This is a genomic window from Pseudomonas sp. LBUM1653, from assembly GCF_059716115.1.
In genome coordinates, this window is sequence record NZ_CP166803.1 from 4,192,019 (window position 1) to 4,210,041 (window position 18,023).

Annotated in this window: 17 protein-coding genes; 9 read left to right on the forward strand and 8 right to left on the reverse strand. The window is 60.7% G+C overall.

Translation table 11 applies throughout. The annotated features are described in order from the left end of the window. Nucleotides 1–2 precede the first annotated feature (2 nt). Both ACA054_RS18650 and ACA054_RS18655 read right to left on the reverse strand, forming a co-directional pair. Nucleotides 3–1,493 (reverse strand): aldehyde dehydrogenase, encoded by a 1,491-nt coding sequence (locus ACA054_RS18650; RefSeq protein WP_497685571.1) that lies wholly within the window; start codon nucleotides 1,491–1,493, stop codon nucleotides 3–5. 201 nt (nucleotides 1,494–1,694) lie between these two features. Continuing rightward, complete coding sequence (locus tag ACA054_RS18655) at nucleotides 1,695–3,071, reverse strand: glutamine synthetase family protein (protein ID WP_497685572.1); 1,377 nt, start codon at nucleotides 3,069–3,071, stop codon at nucleotides 1,695–1,697. Between the two features lie 281 nt (nucleotides 3,072–3,352). Here ACA054_RS18655 and ACA054_RS18660 point away from each other — a divergent pair, with 281 nt between their 5' ends. The 5 genes from ACA054_RS18660 (at nucleotide 3,353) to ACA054_RS18680 (ending at nucleotide 8,678) form a co-directional block, all read left to right on the forward strand. Next, nucleotides 3,353–4,114 carry a gamma-glutamyl-gamma-aminobutyrate hydrolase family protein gene (locus ACA054_RS18660; RefSeq protein WP_497685573.1) on the forward strand — a complete coding sequence of 254 codons (762 nt, stop codon included), beginning with the start codon at nucleotides 3,353–3,355 and terminating at the stop codon, nucleotides 4,112–4,114. Between the two features lie 355 nt (nucleotides 4,115–4,469). Then, a complete protein-coding gene (potA, locus tag ACA054_RS18665) occupies nucleotides 4,470–5,612 on the forward strand; it encodes a polyamine ABC transporter ATP-binding protein (RefSeq protein ID WP_497685574.1) in 1,143 nt (380 codons plus the stop codon). Between the two features lie 29 nt (nucleotides 5,613–5,641). Then, nucleotides 5,642–6,523, forward strand: coding sequence for an ABC transporter permease subunit (locus ACA054_RS18670; protein ID WP_497690335.1), 882 nt, complete (start codon nucleotides 5,642–5,644; stop codon nucleotides 6,521–6,523). Continuing rightward, nucleotides 6,520–7,404 carry an ABC transporter permease subunit gene (locus ACA054_RS18675; protein ID WP_497685575.1) on the forward strand — a complete coding sequence of 295 codons (885 nt, stop codon included), beginning with the start codon at nucleotides 6,520–6,522 and terminating at the stop codon, nucleotides 7,402–7,404. Before ACA054_RS18670 ends, ACA054_RS18675 begins: the two co-directional genes overlap by 4 nt. 176 nt (nucleotides 7,405–7,580) lie before the next feature. Beyond that, a complete protein-coding gene (locus ACA054_RS18680; RefSeq protein ID WP_497685576.1) occupies nucleotides 7,581–8,678 on the forward strand; it encodes a polyamine ABC transporter substrate-binding protein in 1,098 nt (365 codons plus the stop codon). Between the two features lie 237 nt (nucleotides 8,679–8,915). On the opposite strand, the gene thpR is transcribed toward ACA054_RS18680, so the two are convergent. Beyond that, a complete protein-coding gene (gene thpR, locus ACA054_RS18685) occupies nucleotides 8,916–9,455 on the reverse strand; it encodes an RNA 2',3'-cyclic phosphodiesterase (RefSeq protein WP_497685577.1) in 540 nt (179 codons plus the stop codon). 60 nt (nucleotides 9,456–9,515) lie between these two features. Here thpR and ACA054_RS18690 point away from each other — a divergent pair, with 60 nt between their 5' ends. Further along, entirely contained in the window at nucleotides 9,516–9,710 is a 195-nt protein-coding gene (locus ACA054_RS18690; RefSeq protein ID WP_497685578.1) for a hypothetical protein, read from the forward strand. A gap of 15 nt (nucleotides 9,711–9,725) precedes the next feature. On the opposite strand, the gene ACA054_RS18695 is transcribed toward ACA054_RS18690, so the two are convergent. Continuing rightward, a complete protein-coding gene (locus ACA054_RS18695) occupies nucleotides 9,726–10,079 on the reverse strand; it encodes a DUF1428 domain-containing protein (RefSeq protein WP_497685579.1) in 354 nt (117 codons plus the stop codon). A gap of 16 nt (nucleotides 10,080–10,095) precedes the next feature. Continuing rightward, nucleotides 10,096–11,163: a hypothetical protein gene (locus ACA054_RS18700; protein ID WP_497685580.1), complete on the reverse strand. Its 1,068-nt coding sequence runs from the start codon at nucleotides 11,161–11,163 to the stop codon at nucleotides 10,096–10,098. 435 nt (nucleotides 11,164–11,598) lie between these two features. On the opposite strand from ACA054_RS18700, the gene ACA054_RS18705 reads away from it, so the two are divergent. After that, nucleotides 11,599–11,856 carry a hypothetical protein gene (locus tag ACA054_RS18705; RefSeq protein WP_497685581.1) on the forward strand — a complete coding sequence of 86 codons (258 nt, stop codon included), beginning with the start codon at nucleotides 11,599–11,601 and terminating at the stop codon, nucleotides 11,854–11,856. An 8-nt stretch (nucleotides 11,857–11,864) separates the two neighbouring features. Here the strand turns inward: ACA054_RS18705 and ACA054_RS18710 are convergent, their stop codons facing one another. Continuing rightward, a complete protein-coding gene (locus ACA054_RS18710) occupies nucleotides 11,865–12,755 on the reverse strand; it encodes a LysR family transcriptional regulator (protein WP_497685582.1) in 891 nt (296 codons plus the stop codon). 134 nt (nucleotides 12,756–12,889) lie between these two features. On the opposite strand from ACA054_RS18710, the gene ACA054_RS18715 reads away from it, so the two are divergent. Beyond that, a complete protein-coding gene (locus tag ACA054_RS18715; RefSeq protein WP_497685583.1) occupies nucleotides 12,890–14,302 on the forward strand; it encodes an MFS transporter in 1,413 nt (470 codons plus the stop codon). Between the two features lie 6 nt (nucleotides 14,303–14,308). Here ACA054_RS18715 and ACA054_RS18720 read toward each other — a convergent pair whose 3' ends face one another. Beyond that, a complete protein-coding gene (locus tag ACA054_RS18720) occupies nucleotides 14,309–14,758 on the reverse strand; it encodes a cupin domain-containing protein (protein WP_497685584.1) in 450 nt (149 codons plus the stop codon). 1,087 nt (nucleotides 14,759–15,845) lie between these two features. On the opposite strand from ACA054_RS18720, the gene ahr reads away from it, so the two are divergent. Further along, nucleotides 15,846–16,877 carry an NADPH-dependent aldehyde reductase Ahr gene (ahr, locus tag ACA054_RS18725; protein ID WP_497685585.1) on the forward strand — a complete coding sequence of 344 codons (1,032 nt, stop codon included), beginning with the start codon at nucleotides 15,846–15,848 and terminating at the stop codon, nucleotides 16,875–16,877. Between the two features lie 41 nt (nucleotides 16,878–16,918). On the opposite strand, the gene ACA054_RS18730 is transcribed toward ahr, so the two are convergent. Then, entirely contained in the window at nucleotides 16,919–18,022 is a 1,104-nt protein-coding gene (locus ACA054_RS18730; RefSeq protein WP_497685586.1) for an extracellular solute-binding protein, read from the reverse strand. Between the last annotated feature and the right edge of the window lies 1 nt (nucleotide 18,023).

The following is an 18,023-nucleotide window of genomic DNA, read 5'->3' on the forward strand; positions in this document are numbered from 1 at the left end:
AATTAGAGCTTGATCCAGGTCGCCTTGAGCTCGGTGTACTTGTCGAACGCGTGCAGCGATTTGTCCCGACCATTGCCCGACTGCTTGAACCCGCCGAACGGCGCGGTCATGTCGCCGCCGTCGTACTGGTTGACCCAGATGCTGCCGGCGCGCAAGCCACGGGCGAAGGTGTGGGCCTTGCTCAGGTTGCTGGTCCACACGCCGGCGGCCAGGCCGTAGATGCTGTCGTTGGCAATTTGCAGCGCTTCTTGCTCGCTGTCGAAGGTGATCACCGACAACACCGGGCCGAAGATTTCTTCCTGGGCGATGGTCATGGCGTTGGTCACGCCATCGAAAATCGCAGGCTCCACGTAGAGGCCCCCGGTGTCTTCGAGGGTGCGACTGCCACCCGCGATCAACTGAGCGCCCTGCTCCTTGCCGATGTTGATGTAGCGCAGCACGTTGTCCAGTTGACGTTGATCCACGACCGCGCCGACGGTGGTCGCAGGATCGAGCGCGTGCCCCGGTTTCCAGCCTTGCAGGGCTTCCACCAGCAGCGGGATGAACTGATCACGGATCGAGCGCTCCACCAGCAAACGCGAGCCGGCGGTGCAGACTTCGCCCTGGTTGAAAGCAATGGCGCCAGCGGCGGCCTGCGCGGCGGCGCGCAAGTCTGGCGCATCGGCGAACACCACGTTGGCGCTCTTGCCACCGGCTTCAGCCCAGACGCGTTTCATATTGCTTTGCCCGGCGTAGATCATCAGCTGCTTGGCAATCGCCGTGGAGCCGGTAAAGGCCAACACGTCAACGTCCATGTGCAACGCCAGTGCCTTGCCGACGGTGTGGCCGAAGCCCGGCAGGACGTTGAACACACCCTTGGGAATGCCCGCATCGAGCGCCAGCTGCGCGATGCGAATGGCCGTCAGCGGCGACTTTTCCGAAGGCTTGAGGATGAACGAGTTGCCCATTGCCAAGGCTGGGGCGAATTTCCAGCTGGCCATGATCAGCGGGAAGTTCCACGGCACGATGGCCGCGACTACGCCGGCCGCTTCGCGAGTGACAAGACCAAGCTGATCGTGGGGCGTGGCGGCGACTTCGTCGTAGAGCTTGTCGATGGCTTCGGCGGTCCAACGGATCGCGTTGGCGGCCGCCGGAATGTCGATGGCCGTGGAGTCGCTGATCGGCTTGCCCATGTCGAGGGTTTCGAGCAGCGCCAGTTCTTCCTGGTTGGACAGGATCAAGTCGGCGAAGCGGATCAGGATGCGCTTGCGCTCGGTCGGGGCCAGGTTGGCCCAGATGCCGGATTCGAAGGTGCGGCGTGCGACAGCGACTGCCGCATTGGCGTCGGCTTCGTCGGTGCTGGCGACGTTCGCCAGAAAGCGACCGTCCACGGGGCTGATGCATTCGAACGTGGCGCCGCTGGCGGCTGCGCAGTATTGGCCGTCGATGAAGGCGCGGCTTTCAATTGTTAGGGACTGGAAGCGTTGCTCCCAGTCGCTGCGAGTGTTTGTCATGGTTGTGACTCGATAAGTGATCGTCGGACTGATGCCATTCGGACATGGATCAGATTGCCGCAGTACCTGTGGGAGCGAGCTTGCTCGCGATAGCGGAGGGTCAGTCGCCGTCAATGTTGAATGTGACGACCTCATCGCGAGCAAGCTCGCTCCCACAGGGGTTGGCGGCGTACACAGGTTTTGTGTATGCCGCCAACGCCGTCAGACGGTGTGCAAGTACCAGTTGTACTCAAGGTCGGAGATGGAGTTCTCGAACTCGGCCAGCTCGCTTTCCTTGCACGCCACGAACACGTCGATGTACATCGGGTCGATGTACTTGGCCATGACTTCGCTGTCGTCCAGCTCGCGCAGGGCATCGCGCAGGTTGTTCGGCAAGCTCTGCTCGTTCTGCTCGTAGCTGTTGCCTTCCACGGGGGCGCCCGGCTCGATCTGGTTGGTCAGGCCGTGGTGCACGCCGGCCAATACCGAGGCCATCAACAGGTACGGGTTGGCATCGGCACCGGCCACGCGGTGCTCGATGCGCACGGCGTCCGGTGAACCGTTCGGCACGCGGACCGCCACGGTCCGGTTGTCGACGCCCCAGCTCGGCGAGTTCGGCACGTAGAACTGTGCGCCGAAACGACGGTAGGAGTTGACGTTCGGGCAGAGGAACGCCATCTGCGCCGGCAGGGTCTCGAGCACACCGCCGATCGCGTGTCGCAGCGCGGCGTTCTGCTCGGGATCCTCGCTGGCAAAGATGTTGTTGCCTTCTTTGTCGAGAATCGAAATGTGCACGTGCAGACCGTTGCCCGCCTGGCCCGGATACGGCTTGGCCATGAAGGTGGTGTCCATCTCGTGGTCGTAGGCGATGTTTTTCACCAGACGCTTGAGCAGCACCGCGTAGTCGCAAGCCTTTATAGGATCGGCCACGTGGTGCAGGTTGACTTCGAACTGCGCCGGGGCACTTTCCTTGACGATGGCGTCAGCCGGGATGCCCTGCTCTTTCGCGCCTTCGAGGATGTCCTGCAGGCAGTCGACGTATTCGTCGAGGTCGTCGATCAGGTACACCTGGGTCGACATCGGACGCTTGCCGGACACCGGCGAGCGCGGCGACTGCGGACGACCGTTCACGTTGTCCTGGTCGATCAGGTAGAACTCCAGTTCGAACGCGGCGCAGATGGTCAGGCCCATGTCGTCGAACTTGCGCACCACATTGGCCAACACTTCCCGCGGGTCGGCGAAGAACGGCTGACCTTCAAGTTCGTGCATGGTCATTAACAGTTGCGCGGTTGGGCGCTTCTGCCATGGCTCGATGCTCAGGGTGCCAGGGATCGGGTAGCAGATCCGGTCGGAGTCGCCGATGTCCAGACCCAGGCCGGTGCTTTCCACCGTGGAGCCATTGATGTCCAGAGCAAACAGGGACGCCGGCAGGTTGATGCCTTTCTCGTAAACCTTATGAAGACTGGTGCGTTCGATGCGCTTACCGCGCACCACACCGTTCATATCCGCAATCAGAAGGTCGACGTACAAAACCTCAGGATATTTCTTAAGGAATGCGTTTGCTTCGTTGAGTTGAACGGTACGCAGAGGGACCGACATGATGCACCTATTTAGCTGTTAATTATTATGTTCACTACCCTTTCACGTAGCCAGTCAATCCGAAAGGCAAAGTGAAGTCAATAGCGAACACTCAGCCTTTCAGCGTTTATTTTCGGGCCTCTCAGAGGCACGAGAGTGCCAAATCATCCTTGAAACACGCGTAAACTCTCAGCTTCGGACGTGCGGCGTTTAGAATTTTTTACATGAGAGTTGTTAATTAAAATCAACAAGGCTAAGCTCCGGAAAAGCTCGTTCAAGTGTGAAACTTCGAGGTGATAAAAATGGCACTCAAGCCATTGATCGGCGTTACTGCATGCGTCAAACAGATTGGCCTGCACCCCTACCATGTCAGCGGCGACAAGTACTTGCGTGCTGTCAGCGTTGCCGCGCTGGGGCTGCCTGTGGTCATTCCTTCCTTAGGCGACCTGACTGAAATCGAAGACCTGCTACCGCAGCTCGACGGTCTGTTGCTGACCGGCTCGCCTTCGAATGTGGAGCCCTTCCACTATCAAGGTCCCGACAGCGCTCCCGGCACCGAACACGATCCCCAGCGGGATCGCACCACCCTTCCCCTGATTCGCGCGGCAATTGCCGCTGGCGTTCCAGTGCTCGGCATCTGCCGGGGTTTTCAGGAGATGAACGTGGCGTTCGGTGGCAGCCTGCATCAGAAGGTCCATGAACTACCGGGCTTCCTCGATCATCGCGAAGCCAACCATCCCGACCTGGCGGTGCAATACGCACCGGCGCATGCCGTCAGTGTGCAGCCCGGTGGTGTGTTCCAGGCGCTGGACCTGCCCCCGGAGTTCCAGGTCAATTCGATTCACAGCCAGGGCATCGACCGACTCGCTCCCGGTCTGCGCGCCGAAGCGCTCGCGCCGGATGGCTTGATCGAGGCGGTCTCGGTGGAGAACAGCAAGGCGTTTGCCCTCGGCGTGCAATGGCACCCGGAATGGCAGGTCCTGGACAACCCGCCCTACTTGAGCATTTTCCAGGCGTTCGGCGAAGCGTGCCGACAACGGGCGGCGATGCGTAATTTGCGCTGACGTAAAACACGAAAAATCAATTTACTGCCCCCGTGAGTCAGGCGGGCGTGCCTTTGCGCGCCCGTTCCTCACGGCAACAACACACTGCAATAACAACAAGTACGACCAGGCAGCCAGGATGGCGGCGCCGAATAAACCCGGGGTGGGAAACGCAATTCCCTGTAGGAGCGAGCATGCTCGCGATGGATGTCCGGACACCGCGGGCATCCAGGCTGCCAGCGTCATCGTTGGCGACCATCGCGAGCATGCTCGCTCCTACAGAAGAGGCAGCGTCGACCGTGAAGCCCCGGGTTTGCAATCAACTATTAAGCCAGGCCGCGTTGGCCCGGCGACTGAAACCTGTTGGGAGTTTCACATGGCAAACGCCTCCAGCATCTACAGGAAGGCTCTTGAAGGTCACCAGGCACCGAAAAAGGTGTTGGTGAAAGTCGACCGCGTCACCAAGAAGTTCGACGAGACCACCGCAGTGGACGATGTGTCCCTGGAAATCCATCAGGGCGAGATCTTTGCCCTGCTTGGTGGTTCCGGTTCCGGTAAATCGACGCTGCTGCGCATGCTCGCCGGCTTCGAGCGCCCGACTGAAGGCCGCATCCTGCTCGACGGCGTCGACATCACCGACATGCCGCCCTATGAGCGGCCGATCAACATGATGTTCCAGTCCTACGCGCTGTTCCCGCACATGACCGTGGCACAGAACATCGCCTTCGGCCTCAAGCAGGACCGTTTGCCCGCCAGTGAAATCGATGCCCGCGTCGAAGAGATGCTGCGCCTGGTGCACATGACCCAGTACGCCAAGCGCAAACCCCATCAGTTGTCCGGCGGCCAGCGCCAGCGCGTCGCATTGGCCCGCTCCCTGGCCAAGCGTCCAAAGCTGTTGTTGCTCGACGAACCGATGGGTGCACTGGATAAAAAGCTGCGTTCGCAGATGCAGCTGGAACTGGTGGAAATCATCGAGCGCGTCGGCGTGACTTGCGTCATGGTGACCCACGACCAGGAAGAGGCCATGACCATGGCCGAGCGCATCGCGATCATGCACCTGGGCTGGATCGCCCAGATCGGCAGCCCGGTCGACATCTATGAAGCACCGGTCAGCCGCATGGTCTGCGAGTTCATCGGCAACGTGAACGCCTTCGACGGCACCGTGGTGGAAGACCTGGAAGGCCACGCGATCATTCACAGCGCGGACCTGGAGCAGAAGATCTACGTCGGTCACGGCGTCAGTACGTCGGTGCAGGACAAGTCGATCACCTACGCCATCCGCCCGGAAAAACTGCTGGTCAGCACCGTCAAGCCCGACACCCGCTACAACTGGTCCAGCGGCAAGGTGCATGACATCGCCTACCTCGGCGGTCACTCGGTGTTCTACGTCAAGCTGCCTGGCGGCAAGGTTGTGCAGTCGTTCATGGCCAACGCCGAACGCCGTGGTGCTCGTCCGACCTGGGACGATCAGGTCTACGTGTGGTGGGAAGATGACAGCGGCGTGGTACTGCGCGCATGAGAACCTTCAATCAGCAATTTCTGCGCCTGGTGCCCAGCGGTCGAAAGCTCGTCATCGGCATCCCGTTCCTGTGGCTGTGCCTGTTTTTCCTGTTGCCGTTCTTCCTGGTAATGAAGATCAGCTTCTCGGAAGCGGCCCTGGCCATTCCGCCCTACTCGGAGATCTACACCTACGCCGAGCAGAAATTCAATCTGCTGCTCAACATCGGCAACTACAGCTTGCTGGGCGAAGATGAGCTGTACCTCTCGGCTTACCTCGGTTCGTTGAAGGTCGCGTTGTTCAGCACGCTGATGTGCCTGGTGATCGGTTTTCCCATGGCCTACGCCATCACCAAGACCCGCAAGGAAGCGCAAAACGTCCTGCTGCTGTTGATCATGATGCCGACCTGGACCGCGATCCTGATCCGCGTTTATGCGTGGATGGGCATCCTCAGCAACAACGGTTTGCTCAATGGGTTCCTGATGTGGACCGGGCTGACCTCGCACCCGATCGAAATCCTCAACACCAACACCGCTGTCTATATAGGGGTTGTCTACGCGTACTTGCCGTTCATGGTGTTGCCGCTGTACGCCAATCTGGTCAAGCACGATGGCAGCCTGCTGGAAGCCGCGTCGGACCTGGGTTCGAGCAACTTCAACAACTTCTGGAAAATCACCGTGCCGTTGGCCAAGAACGGCATCATCGCAGGCTGCATGCTGGTGTTCATCCCGGTGGTTGGTGAGTTTGTAATTCCGGAGCTGCTGGGTGGTCCTGAGACCCTGATGATCGGCCGCGTGCTGTGGCAGGAGTTCTTCAATAACCGCGACTGGCCGGTGGCATCTGCCCTGGCGGTGGTGATGCTGTTGATTCTGATCGTGCCGATTCTGCTGTTCAACCGCAGTCAGGCCAAAGAGATGGAGGCACGGGGATGAAACGCTTAGGATTTTCAAAGTTCATGCTGATTTTCGGCCTGTCGTTTATCTACCTGCCGATGCTGATTCTGGTGATCTACTCGTTCAACGCCTCGAAGTTGGTGACGGTGTGGGGTGGCTGGTCGTTCAAGTGGTACGCCGGCCTGCTCGACAACTCGCAACTGATGGGCTCGGTGCTGCGCTCTCTGGAGATCGCCTGCTACACCGCGATTGCCGCGGTAGCGCTGGGAACACTGGCGGCATTCGTGCTGACTCGCGTCACCCGCTTCAAGGGCCGCACGCTGTTCGGTGGCCTCGTGACCGCACCGCTGGTGATGCCGGAAGTGATCACCGGTCTGTCGCTGTTGCTGCTGTTCGTGGCCATGGCGCAGTTGATCGGCTGGCCGATGGAGCGCGGCATCGTCACGATCTGGATCGCCCACACCACGTTTTGTGCCGCCTACGTGGCGGTGGTAGTCTCCGCCCGCCTTCGCGAGCTGGACCTGTCCATCGAAGAAGCGGCCATGGACCTGGGTGCTAAGCCGTTCAAGGTGTTTTTCCTGATCACCATTCCGATGATCGCGCCGTCACTGGCGGCCGGCGGCATGATGTCGTTCGCCCTGTCGCTGGATGACCTGGTACTGGCGAGCTTCGTCTCGGGCCCGGGTTCCACGACCCTGCCGATGGAAGTGTTCTCGGCGGTGCGTCTGGGCGTGAAGCCCGAGATCAACGCCGTGGCCAGCCTGATCCTGTTGGCCGTGTCGATCGTGACCTTCATGGTCTGGTACTTCAGCCGCCGTGCCGAAGCCAGCCGTAAACGGGCGATCCAGGAAGCGATGGACCAGACTGCGAGCGAATCCTGGCAACAACCGAAAAAGCAAATGGCTGGAGCCACCGCCTAACGTAGGAGCTGCCGCAGGCTGCGATCTTTTGACCTTGCTTTCAAAAATCAAAAGATCGCAGCCTCGTTTCACTCGGCAGCTCCTACAGGGTGATGGGTCCCCCTCCTTCACCAATGGCTTTATGTTGATTGCAATTTTGCTTTGCGTACTTGAATAAAAAGAATGGAGTTGTACCGATGAAAATGTTTGGCAGGACTCTGCTGACACTGTCCTTATTGGGCGCGATCGCCTCGGGCGCCCAGGCCAATGACAAGGTTCTGCGCGTCTATAACTGGTCGGATTACATTGCACCGGACACCGTCAAGAAGTTCGAAGACGAGACCGGCATCCGCGTGACCTACGATGTGTTCGACAGCAACGAAACCCTTGAAGCCCGCTTGCTGGCGGGCAAGTCGGGCTACGACATCGTCGTGCCGTCCAACAGTTTCCTGGCCAAGCAGATCAAGGCCGGGGTCTATCATGAACTGGACAAGTCGAAGCTGCCCAACTGGAAGAACCTCAATCCGGTGCTGCTGAAAAACGCCTCCGCCAGCGACCCGGACAACGCCCACGCCTTCCCGTACATGTGGGGCTCGATCGGCATCGGCTTCAACCCGCAGAAGGTCAAGGAAGTGCTCGGCGCCAACGCCCCGACCAACTCCTGGGACCTGCTGTTCAAACCCGAAAATGCTGAAAAACTCAAAGCCTGCGGCATCAGTTTCCTCGACTCGCCAACCGAGATGATCCCGGCCGCCCTGCACTACCTGGGCTACCCGGTGAACGATCAGGACAAGGCGCACATCGCCGAAGCCGAAGCACTGTTCATGAAAATCCGCCCGTCGGTGGCGTATTTCCATTCGTCGAAGTACATCTCGGACCTGGCCAACGGCAACATCTGCGTGGCCGTCGGTTACTCCGGCGACGTCCTGCAGGCCAAGGCCCGCGCGGAGGAAGCCGGGAACAAGGTGAAGATCGACTACAGCATCCCGAAAGAAGGCGCCGGCAGTTTCTACGACATGGTCGCCATCCCGCGTGATGCCGCCAACGTCGAGAACGCCTACCTGTTCATGAACTTCCTGATGCGTCCGGACATCATCGCCGAGATCACCAATAACATCGGCTACAGCAATGCCAACGCGGCCGCGACCCCGCTGGTGGATGAGGCGATTCGCAACGATCCGGGCTCGTACCCATCGCAGGACGTGATGGCGACCTTGTATGCCATCCCGGACATGCCGATTGGCGTGCAGCGAGTGATGACCCGGGGCTGGACCAAGGTGAAGCTGGGTCAGTAACGAATCGCGGTCACCGGATCGTTCCCACGCTCTGCGTGGGAATGCCTCAAGGGACGCTCCGCGTTCCAGCTCTGGAAAGGGACGCGGAGCGTCCCGGGCTGCATTCCCACGCAGAGCGTGGGAACGATCATCGCAGCACCATTACATTCATGCAGCGCCTTACCACCGCTGCATCCCTCACCTGGCTCCTCGGTTAAGGTGAAGTTTGGCGCCCTCGGGCGCCTTTTTTGTTTTGGATCAAGCACCGCCCAACGGCCATTCGGCCAGCGCCCGGTAGCAGCCCTTGTGCGATTCAAACAACGTGAAGCGATCAGCTCGCAGAATAAATTCGGGGGGCGTTGCGGACTCCGGAACCGGCGCCCGATAGTCACGCGCCAGGGTCAAATGCGGGCGGAATTCCCGAGGTGCATCCGCAAGGACAAAGGGCAACAATGCCTGCTCCAGGTCATACACCAGCCGCAACAATGCCGGCGATGCCTGCTCGGGCGCCAGTACCAATACCCCTGCCCTGCGCCACACGTCCAGGCGATCAAGCTCCACGGTCAGGCGTTCGCCCGACGTGCGCACAGACGCGGCAGCCGTGCAGATGTCGGCAATCTGCGCGATCCCGACCGCACCCAGAAACTTCAAGGTCAGATGAAAATTCTCGACCGGCACCGGACGCCCGCTGCGCAATTGCAAGGCGCTGCGCCATTGGGCGATGGCCTTGCGTTGTGTCGGCGCGCAATCCAGCGCAAAAAACAGCCGTTTGAAGGGTTCGCGGGATTCATCGCTCATTCGTGGCACCTCCTGACATCCAAGTTATAGTTCATGCAAGCAATTCAACTGGAGGGGGCCATGCGAGAAATCATCAGCAAAGAGCCATGGTGGGCCGTGCCACCGAAACCCGGTCAAGATGAGTTCGAGCTCGAATGGGGCTGGCTGGTTCACTACAACGAAGGTGAGCCGCGCTTCGAGTTCGTCAAGGAACGGCCTACAGACCGCGAGATTCGTAATCGCAAGAGCTGCAGGATCACCCCGGCTTCCGAGTGATCCTGCGCCAGGTGCTCAGGCTTCCACGATCTTTTGAAAACCGCCGAAGATCATCCGCTGGCCATCGAACGGCATCGGATTGACGTCCTGCTGCATCCTCGGATCGACCATCATTTTTTCCATCCCGGCATCGCACGTAGCCTTGTCCGGCCAGATGATCCAGCCAAACACCACGGTTTCGTCGTCCTTGCGTTTCACCGCCATGGGAAACGAGGTCACTTTGCCGTCGGGCACATCCTCGCCCCAACATTCGACGATACTGAGTGCACCGTTCTCCTTGAAAATCGTGGCGGCGATTTCCGCGTGCGTCTTGAACTGTTCGCGGTTGGCAGTAGGGACTGCTGCAGCAAAGGCATTGACATAGGACATGAGCATTCTCCTGGGTTCACGGGTTGATCTGCTGGTTAGTCGACTGGCTCGGCTGCCATTCGACATGCCCGGCATCCAGGCCGACCGGCGGTTCAGCGCTGCTGGCCAGGCTGCCTTCGATCTGCGCCGCCATGTACAGGGTCCCGGCCATGACACCGGTCGTCGGGTTCTGCACCAGCTTCGTCCAGGCCTTGTCGAACGTGTTGCCCAAGCTGCTGCGAATCAACGCTTCGCTGTCCGGCCGGTCGTTGGCCTGGATGATCGCCCGCACGCCCGCTACGCCGACGGAGATCAACGCACCGGCCAGCTTCCCGGCTGCCGCCGCTACCGCACTGGCCGCCCCGCGCGGGGCCATCTCGGCTTCGATGCGCTTACTGGCACGCTTGGCCACCGGCGCCATGGCGGTGTCGGTCGACCCCACTCCCTTGTCGCCACCGGCCTTGTGGACCTTGTCGACCAGCGCGGCGTAAGCCGGCAAGGCGGTCAATTGCTCGGAGTGCACCACCTGATAAAGCGAAGCGTCCCTGGCGGACGGCGGCCCGAGGGCTATCGCCGGAATTTTCTGAATGCGGCCATTGAGCTGAGCCATCGGCACGCCATGGCGCTGGGAAATCTTCTGCAGTTCTTCCTTGAGAATGTCCAGATAGAACGCCGCTGCCAGGGTGAGGATCGCATCCGGATCAACCTCGAGCGCCGCCGGGGCCAGCACTTTTTCCTGGTACTTCTCCAGCAAATAAGCCGCCAGGCGTTTTTCCGAGGCATCTTTCTCGTCTTTGGAGCTACTGATGGAATACCAACTGACCTTCACTGACAGCCATTCCTGGGTCCAGTAGCTGCTGAACCAGGGAATGAAGTTTTCTTCGGTCAACTGATAAACCCGGGTGCGCCAGTAATCCATGGCCCCGCGCGCGTAGATTTTTGCCTGTTCGGTGGCCGATTGCGAGGCATCGATAATCTCCCGGTCGACTTGCTGCCAGGTGCTTGGAGAAACCATGATCTGCGGCACTTCCACTGGGGCAGGCGGGGCCGTGACGCATCCCGCCAACACCAGCAGCACGACGACGATCAGCGAACGCAGGTTCAAGATCGCGGTTCCTGAAATGTGAGCCGAACGGGATGTTCGGCGCTCAAAGGCCCCTGATTTGAGTATAGGTGGCGGCAGTTACCCGCTCAGAACTGATAGTGCTCTTGAGGCCGCCATCGCGAGCAAGCTCGCTCCCACAGTGGATCCGGTTGGAACACAGTCTTGTGAACACCTATAAGCCCCTGTGGGAGCGAGCTTGCTCGCGATGGGCCATCAGCCACACCTACAAGCTCCGACCATCACTCGCATCGATATTCACCATTGCAACGAATGCCTTCCGCCCACCGACCGTCAGCGTAGGATCAATTTCAACCCAACACCAAACCCTGTAGCGGAGGGTCGAACCATGCTGATCCATCTCCTGACCTGCCTGGCCCTGACGGCCTTCACGTTGAGCGTATTCGGCTGGTTCGTCCTCTCCGAGGAGCGCACGTCATGATCAACCAAGTCACCCTGGCCGTGAGCTTCCCGGTGTTCGGCAACAACTACTACTCGCAGCAATTCGAGTCTCGTAAAGTATTGACCCTGGTGTTCGACGAAAAATTCGAAGCGCTGCTGATTCCGGCAGCCGGTCATCACTTTAATAACGAAGTGGTCGGGCTCAACGATCAGTTTCGCTTTCTCAACGATGTGCTGGCCGAGCATTTGCTGGCGACTGAGTTCGCCGCTAGCGCCCGCCGCAATCACTTCTGAGCAGAGGCTTATTGCGCACAAACTTCCCGAAGGCAACCACGCAGCCAGCGATGCACCGGGTCGGCATCCAGCCGCGGGTGCCAAAGCATGGCAACGGTAAATTCAGGCAGGGACAGCGGCAGTGCAAAGCTGTGCATGCCCCAGCGCAGATTGGCGGTATGCCGCTCGGGCACACAAGCAATCAGATCGCTCGATCGGGCAACTGCCAGTGCGGTCGAGAAACCGGCGACCATGATCGCGATGTATCGCTGCAGACCGAGCGACTCCAGGGCTTCATCGATCGACCCCTTTCCCAGTCCCCGCCGTGACACGCTTATGTGACTGTGCGCCGCAAAACGTTCGGGCGTTATCTCACCGTCGCACAGCGGATGCCCCGCGCGCACCACGCCGATGAATCGATCGCGGAACAACCCCTGGGTTCGCAGTTCCGGGCTCGCGGCCTTGCCCACCACCCCCGTTTCCAGATCGACCGTGCCGTCGCGCAGTGCAGTGCTGTCCTTGTCGGGCTTGTGCACGAAGCGCAGGCGTATGTCCGGCGCTTGTTCGGCGACGCGGGCGATCAGCATGGCGCCGAAGTTTTCGACAAAGCCTTCGCTGGTGCGCAAGGTGAATGTGCGCAACACGCGCATGAGGTCGGGTTGCTCGGCCGGGCGCAGCACTGCTTCAGCCTCCAGCACAAGCTGACCGACCCGCTCCCGCAACTCCAGCGCGCGCGGCGTTGGCACCAGGCCACGGCCGGCCCTGACCAGCAGCGGATCGCCGGTGGTTTCGCGCAGTCGCGCCAGCGCTCTGCTCATCGCCGATGGACTCAAGCGCAGGCGCTTGGCGGCGCGGGCGACACTGCCTTCTGCCAGCAGCGCATCAAGGGTGATCAGCAGGTTGAGATCGGGTGTGGACATGCATGGCCCCATGAGTCGGCTTACATGGCGTTATATGCACGTATTAACTGCAACCAGTGCGCCTTCCGCCATGTTAGGCCCGAGCGTAGATTTCTGATAGCTCCAATCGGGAGTGGCCAGAAAAGAGGAACACCATGAATGACGGTTCTGCAGTCGCGGCAGTTGCTCAACAGATGCCGTCGGTGAAAGGGGCGCTGGCCAGCCTATCGTTGGCGATGTTGTTGTCTTCGCTCGGCACCAGCATCGCCAACGTTGGGTTGCCATCCTTGGCGCAGGCATTCAGCGCGTCCTTTCAACAGGTGCAGTGGGTCGTCATCGCCTACCTGCTGGCCATTACCACCTTGATCGTCAGCGTCGGCCGCGTCGGTGACCTTGTCGGTCGGCGCCGCCTGCTGTTGTCCGGGATTGCCCTGTTCACCCTGGCGTCGGCACTGTGCGGCCTGGCGCCCAACCTCGACCTGCTGATCGCTGCCAGAGCGCTGCAAGGCCTGGGCGCGGCGGTCATGATGGCGCTGACCATGGCGTTTGTCGGTGAGACGGTGGCCAAGGGCAAGACCGGTGGCGCGATGGGTCTGCTGGGGACAATGTCTGCCATTGGCACCGCGATGGGCCCGGCGCTCGGGGGTGTGCTCATCGGCGGTTTCGGCTGGCGCTCGATTTTTCTCATCAGCGTGCCCCTGGGCCTGTTGACATGGCTGCTCGCGCAACGCTACTTGCCCGAAGATCGCCAGGTGAAAACCGGGCGTGTGGGTTTCGATCCGCTGGGCACGCTATTACTGGCCCTGAGCCTTGCCGCCTATGCCCTGGCCATGACCCTTGGACGCGGTCACTTCGGGCTGCCGAATATCGCCCTGCTGCTGGCAGCCTGCCTGGGACTCGGGCTGTTTGTGAGGGTCGAAGCGCGAGTCGCGGCACCGCTGGTGCGCCTCGCCATGTTCCGCGATACCCGACTCAGTGGCAGCCTTGCCATGAGTCTGCTGGTGACGACCGTGATGATGGCGACGCTGGTGGTCGGGCCATTCTACCTGTCGCAGACGCTGCGGTTGACGGTTGTCGAGATCGGCCTGGTGTTGTCGGTCGGGCCGCTGGTCGCCGCGCTGACCGGCGTGCCCGCCGGGCGCATCGTCGACCGTTACGGTGCCCCTGGCATGACCCTCGCCGGGCTCCTGGCCATGGCGCTCGGCTGCTTGATGTTGTCGGTCGTGCCCGAAACGTTCGGCGTCGGCGGCTACATCGCGCCAATGGTCGTGGTCACCCTGGGGTATGCCGTGTTCCAGACCGCCAACAATACCGCCGTCATGCTCGACGTGCAGCCGGATCAACGCGGCGTAGTGTCCGGCCTGCTCAACCTGTCGCGCAACCTGGGGCTGGTCACCGGGGCTTCGGCGTTGGGCGCCGTGTTCGCCCAGGCATCAAAGGCGGTCGACATCGGCACCGCGCAGCCGCAGGCCATTGCCAGCGGCATGCGCATGACTTTTTTGGTGGCGCTGGGGCTGATCGTCGTCGCCTGCCTGATCGCGTGGCGCAGGCAGGCTGACGCGCGGTAGAGGCGGTTACTGCTCCAGCTTCACCAGCGGCGTGTCTTTCTTGACGATGTAGGTCGCCAGTTCCGACGCCTTGTCCTGGCCGACGTTCTTGGCCACGTGGGCGGTGCCGGCCGGGATGTACAAGGAGTCACCGGCCTTGAGCGTAACGGTCGGTTGCCCTTCGAGTTGATATTCGAAGGTGCCGTCGATGACGTAGGCCACTTCTACCCCGGGGTGCGAGTGTTTCGGCGAGACCACGCCCGGATCGAAATCAACGCGCACCTGGATGACTTCGCGCCCGGCGACGTCGAGGTCGCGGCGCACCAGGTCCGTACGCTTGAGACCGGTCTGCCAGTTTTTTGCCGGCGGCTGGCCAGCCTCCTCGGCTTGAGCAAGGCCGGTGAAAGCACTGAGTGTCGCAGTGACGAGGGCAACGCCGAGCAGGCCTGCCGAGTAGCGGGTGGGGGTTCGGGACATGGTGATTCTCCAGTGTGGGCAAGGTAAAAGCCGTTATGCAGCGGTTGCATTTCGCGCTTGCCGTGTATCGCCTGCGTGTCCCGTCACCCCGGTTTTTGTATGCGACTGTAGCTTTGTGAACGGCGGATACGTTTCGATACGCACTCATCCCGACTCCTTGCGGATGATCGGGAACTGGGGGGGGTGTAGATCCATTGCTGCGGTAACGGCCACTTAGGGTTTCGCCCTTACGGCGACTCACTTTTCCAAACGCCGGAATGCCGGCCCAGCGAAAAGTAAGCAAAAGGCTTTGCCCCACCACTCGGTGCCTCGCTGTGGCTCGGCATGCCCTCTCTCCGGCATTGCTCCGTGGGTCGCCGCGATGGGCCATCCCTGGCCCAGCGCGGCTAAACCGGCGTCCTGCCGGTTTCCCCACTGCGCAATGCCTGCGTTCAGCCATCGTGGTTTAACGGGGCGCCCAAATCTAAAGCCAAAGCGAGGCGGCCTTAAAGCCGACCTGATTTTTACAGATACCCCCAATCCCCTGTAGGAGCCAGCGGTGCGGCGATCCGACTTGCCGGCGAACTAGGCGCTGCGGTGTATCTGTTGTACCGCGTTATCGTTATTCGCCGGCAAGCCTGGCTCCTACAGGGTGAACGCGTACGGCTCCCGATCAGGTCGGCTGTCAGGCCGCCTCGCTTTGCTTTGGCTTTTGATTTTCTTGCCACATCGAGAGGCCGAGTGGAGGTTCTGCGCAGTGGGTAAACCGGCATGGATGCCGGTTTAGCCGCGCTGAGCCAAGGATGGCCCATCGCGGCGGGCCCTGTAGGAGCGAGCATGCTCGCGAAAAACGCCAGAACAACACGGGTATTCAGATAGCCCTCGTCATCGTTGACGACCATCGCGAGCATGCTCGCTCCTACAGGCCGGGCGGCGTTCCGTGCTTCCAAGTGACTCGCTGTAAAAGCGAAACCATAAGTGGCCGTTACCGCAGCAATGGATATGTACACCTGAAAGAGAATAGCCGGCCGTCAGGACGCCTTCGCCGGCAAGCCTGGCTCCTACAATGATTGTGCGCAGCCCCTGACCCTAAATCTGGAGGTACACCATGAGCGATAGCACCGAACTCACCACCTTTACTGGCTGGGCCGCCACCGCGGCCGGCGCGCCGCTGGAGCGCTACAGCTATAATCCCGGCCCGCTGGGGCAAGAAGAAGTGGAAGTCGCCGTGGAGTACTGCGGCGTTTGCCATTCCGACCAGTCATTGATCGATAACGATTGGGGCATCAGCCACTACCCTTTCATCCCCGGTCACGAGGTGGTCGGCCGCATTGTGCGGGCGGGTGCACAGGTACGTGGTCTCGAAGTGGGACAACGGGTGGGCATTGGTTGGTACAAGGGCAGTTGCATGCATTGTTCCTCGTGCATCGAAGGCTCGCACAATCTGTGCCGCACCGCCCAGCCGACCATCATTGGCAGCAACGGCGGCTTCGCCGATCGATTGCGTTCGCACTGGGCCTGGGCCCTGGCGATACCCGATGGCCTTGATCCGGCGATGGCCGGACCGCTGTTCTGCGCAGGCTCCACGGTGTTCAACCCGCTGCTGGAATTCGCCATAAAGCCCACGGACCGTGTCGGTGTGGTAGGCATCGGCGGCCTCGGTCATCTGGCGCTGCGCTTTCTCAACGCCTGGGGCTGTGAAGTCACTGCCTTCACGTCATCGCTAAGCAAACAGGACGAAGCCAGGCGCTTGGGCGCACACAATGTTGTCGCCTCGACCGACAGTAATGCGCTGAAAGGCATCGCCGGCACCCTGGATTTTCTCCTGGTCACCGCCAATGCCGACCTCGACTGGCCGGCGATGCTGGCCACCCTGCGCGGTAAAGGACGCCTGCATTTTGTCGGCATCGTGCCGGGCGCCATTCCGGTGCATGTGTTTGACCTGATCCCCCAACAGAAGAGCCTGTCCGCCTCGCCGGTCGGTTCGCCGAGCAACACCGCGACCATGCTCGAGTTCTGCGCCCGCCATCAGATCCTGCCGCAGGTCGAGATGTTTCCCATGAGCCAAATCAATGAGGCCATCGATCACTTGCGCAGTGGCAAGGCGCGTTACCGCGTCGTGCTCGATGCCAGCAAATGACGCAAGGCGCATCGGGTCATCCCGATGCGCCTTATCTGAAGTTATTGAGCGGTGGCTGTCTTGAATTTGGTCCAGGTGCGCATGCGCGCTCGCATATCCGCCTGGGGGATATCCCTGCCGGGAATCAGCCGTGCATACGTGGCCTCGTCGATGTAGATATCGGGATTGTTGCGCATGCTCGCATCGACGTCCGGTCGCGCCTTGGCGTTGGAAGTGGGATAGCCGGTGAAGTTGCTGATGGCGGCCATGTTCTGCGGGCGCATGACGAAGTTGATGAACGCATAGGCATACTTCGGATGTCTGGCATCGACCGGAATGGCCATGGTGTCCATCCAGACCGTAGTGCCTTCAAGGGGAATGCGGTACTGGAACATGGATTTTTTGCCGGCGGAGTCAGCTGTTCGTTGTGCCTGTGTCATATCGCCGCTGTAACCGAGTGACAGGCACAGGTTGCCATTGACCAGGTCGGTCACCGGCTGCGACTGGAATTTGCGAATGTACGGCCGCAGCTTGAGCAGCAATTGGCTCGCTGCCTGCAGGTCTTGCGGTTTGGCACTGCGCGGCTCCCGGCCCAGATAGTTGAGCACCACCGCCAGTACTTCGTCGGGAGAGTCGATCACCGAGATGCCGCAATCGGCAAACCGCGCGGCCAGTTCGGGCTTGAACAGCATGTCCAAACTGTTGACCGGTGCATCCGGCATGCGCTGCCTGATTTGCTCGGCATTATAGGTCAGGCCGATTGTGCCCCAGGTGTAAGGGACGGTGGCTTGGCTTGCGTGTTCGTATTGTGTGCGCAGTTTCTGCAGGCCTGGTTCGATGTCGGCCAGCTCCGTGAGTTTTGTGCGGTCCAACGGCTGCAGGCTGCCTGCGCGCACCAGGCGTTCGGCCACGGTGTCGCCGGGGAAGATCAGGTCATAGCCACTGCCGCCAGCGAGCATCTTGGCCTCCAGCGTTTCACTACCATCCATGACGTCGTAGATCACCTTGATCCCGGTTTCGGCGGTGAAGCGGCTCAGGGTGTCCTCGGCAAAGTAGTCAGCCCAGTTGTACAGCCGCAGGGTTTTCTCCTCGGCGTGCAGCGACGGCAAGACGCAGCACAATGAAAACCCCAAGGCACTGAGCAGGCGTTTATGGGAAGCGTGCATA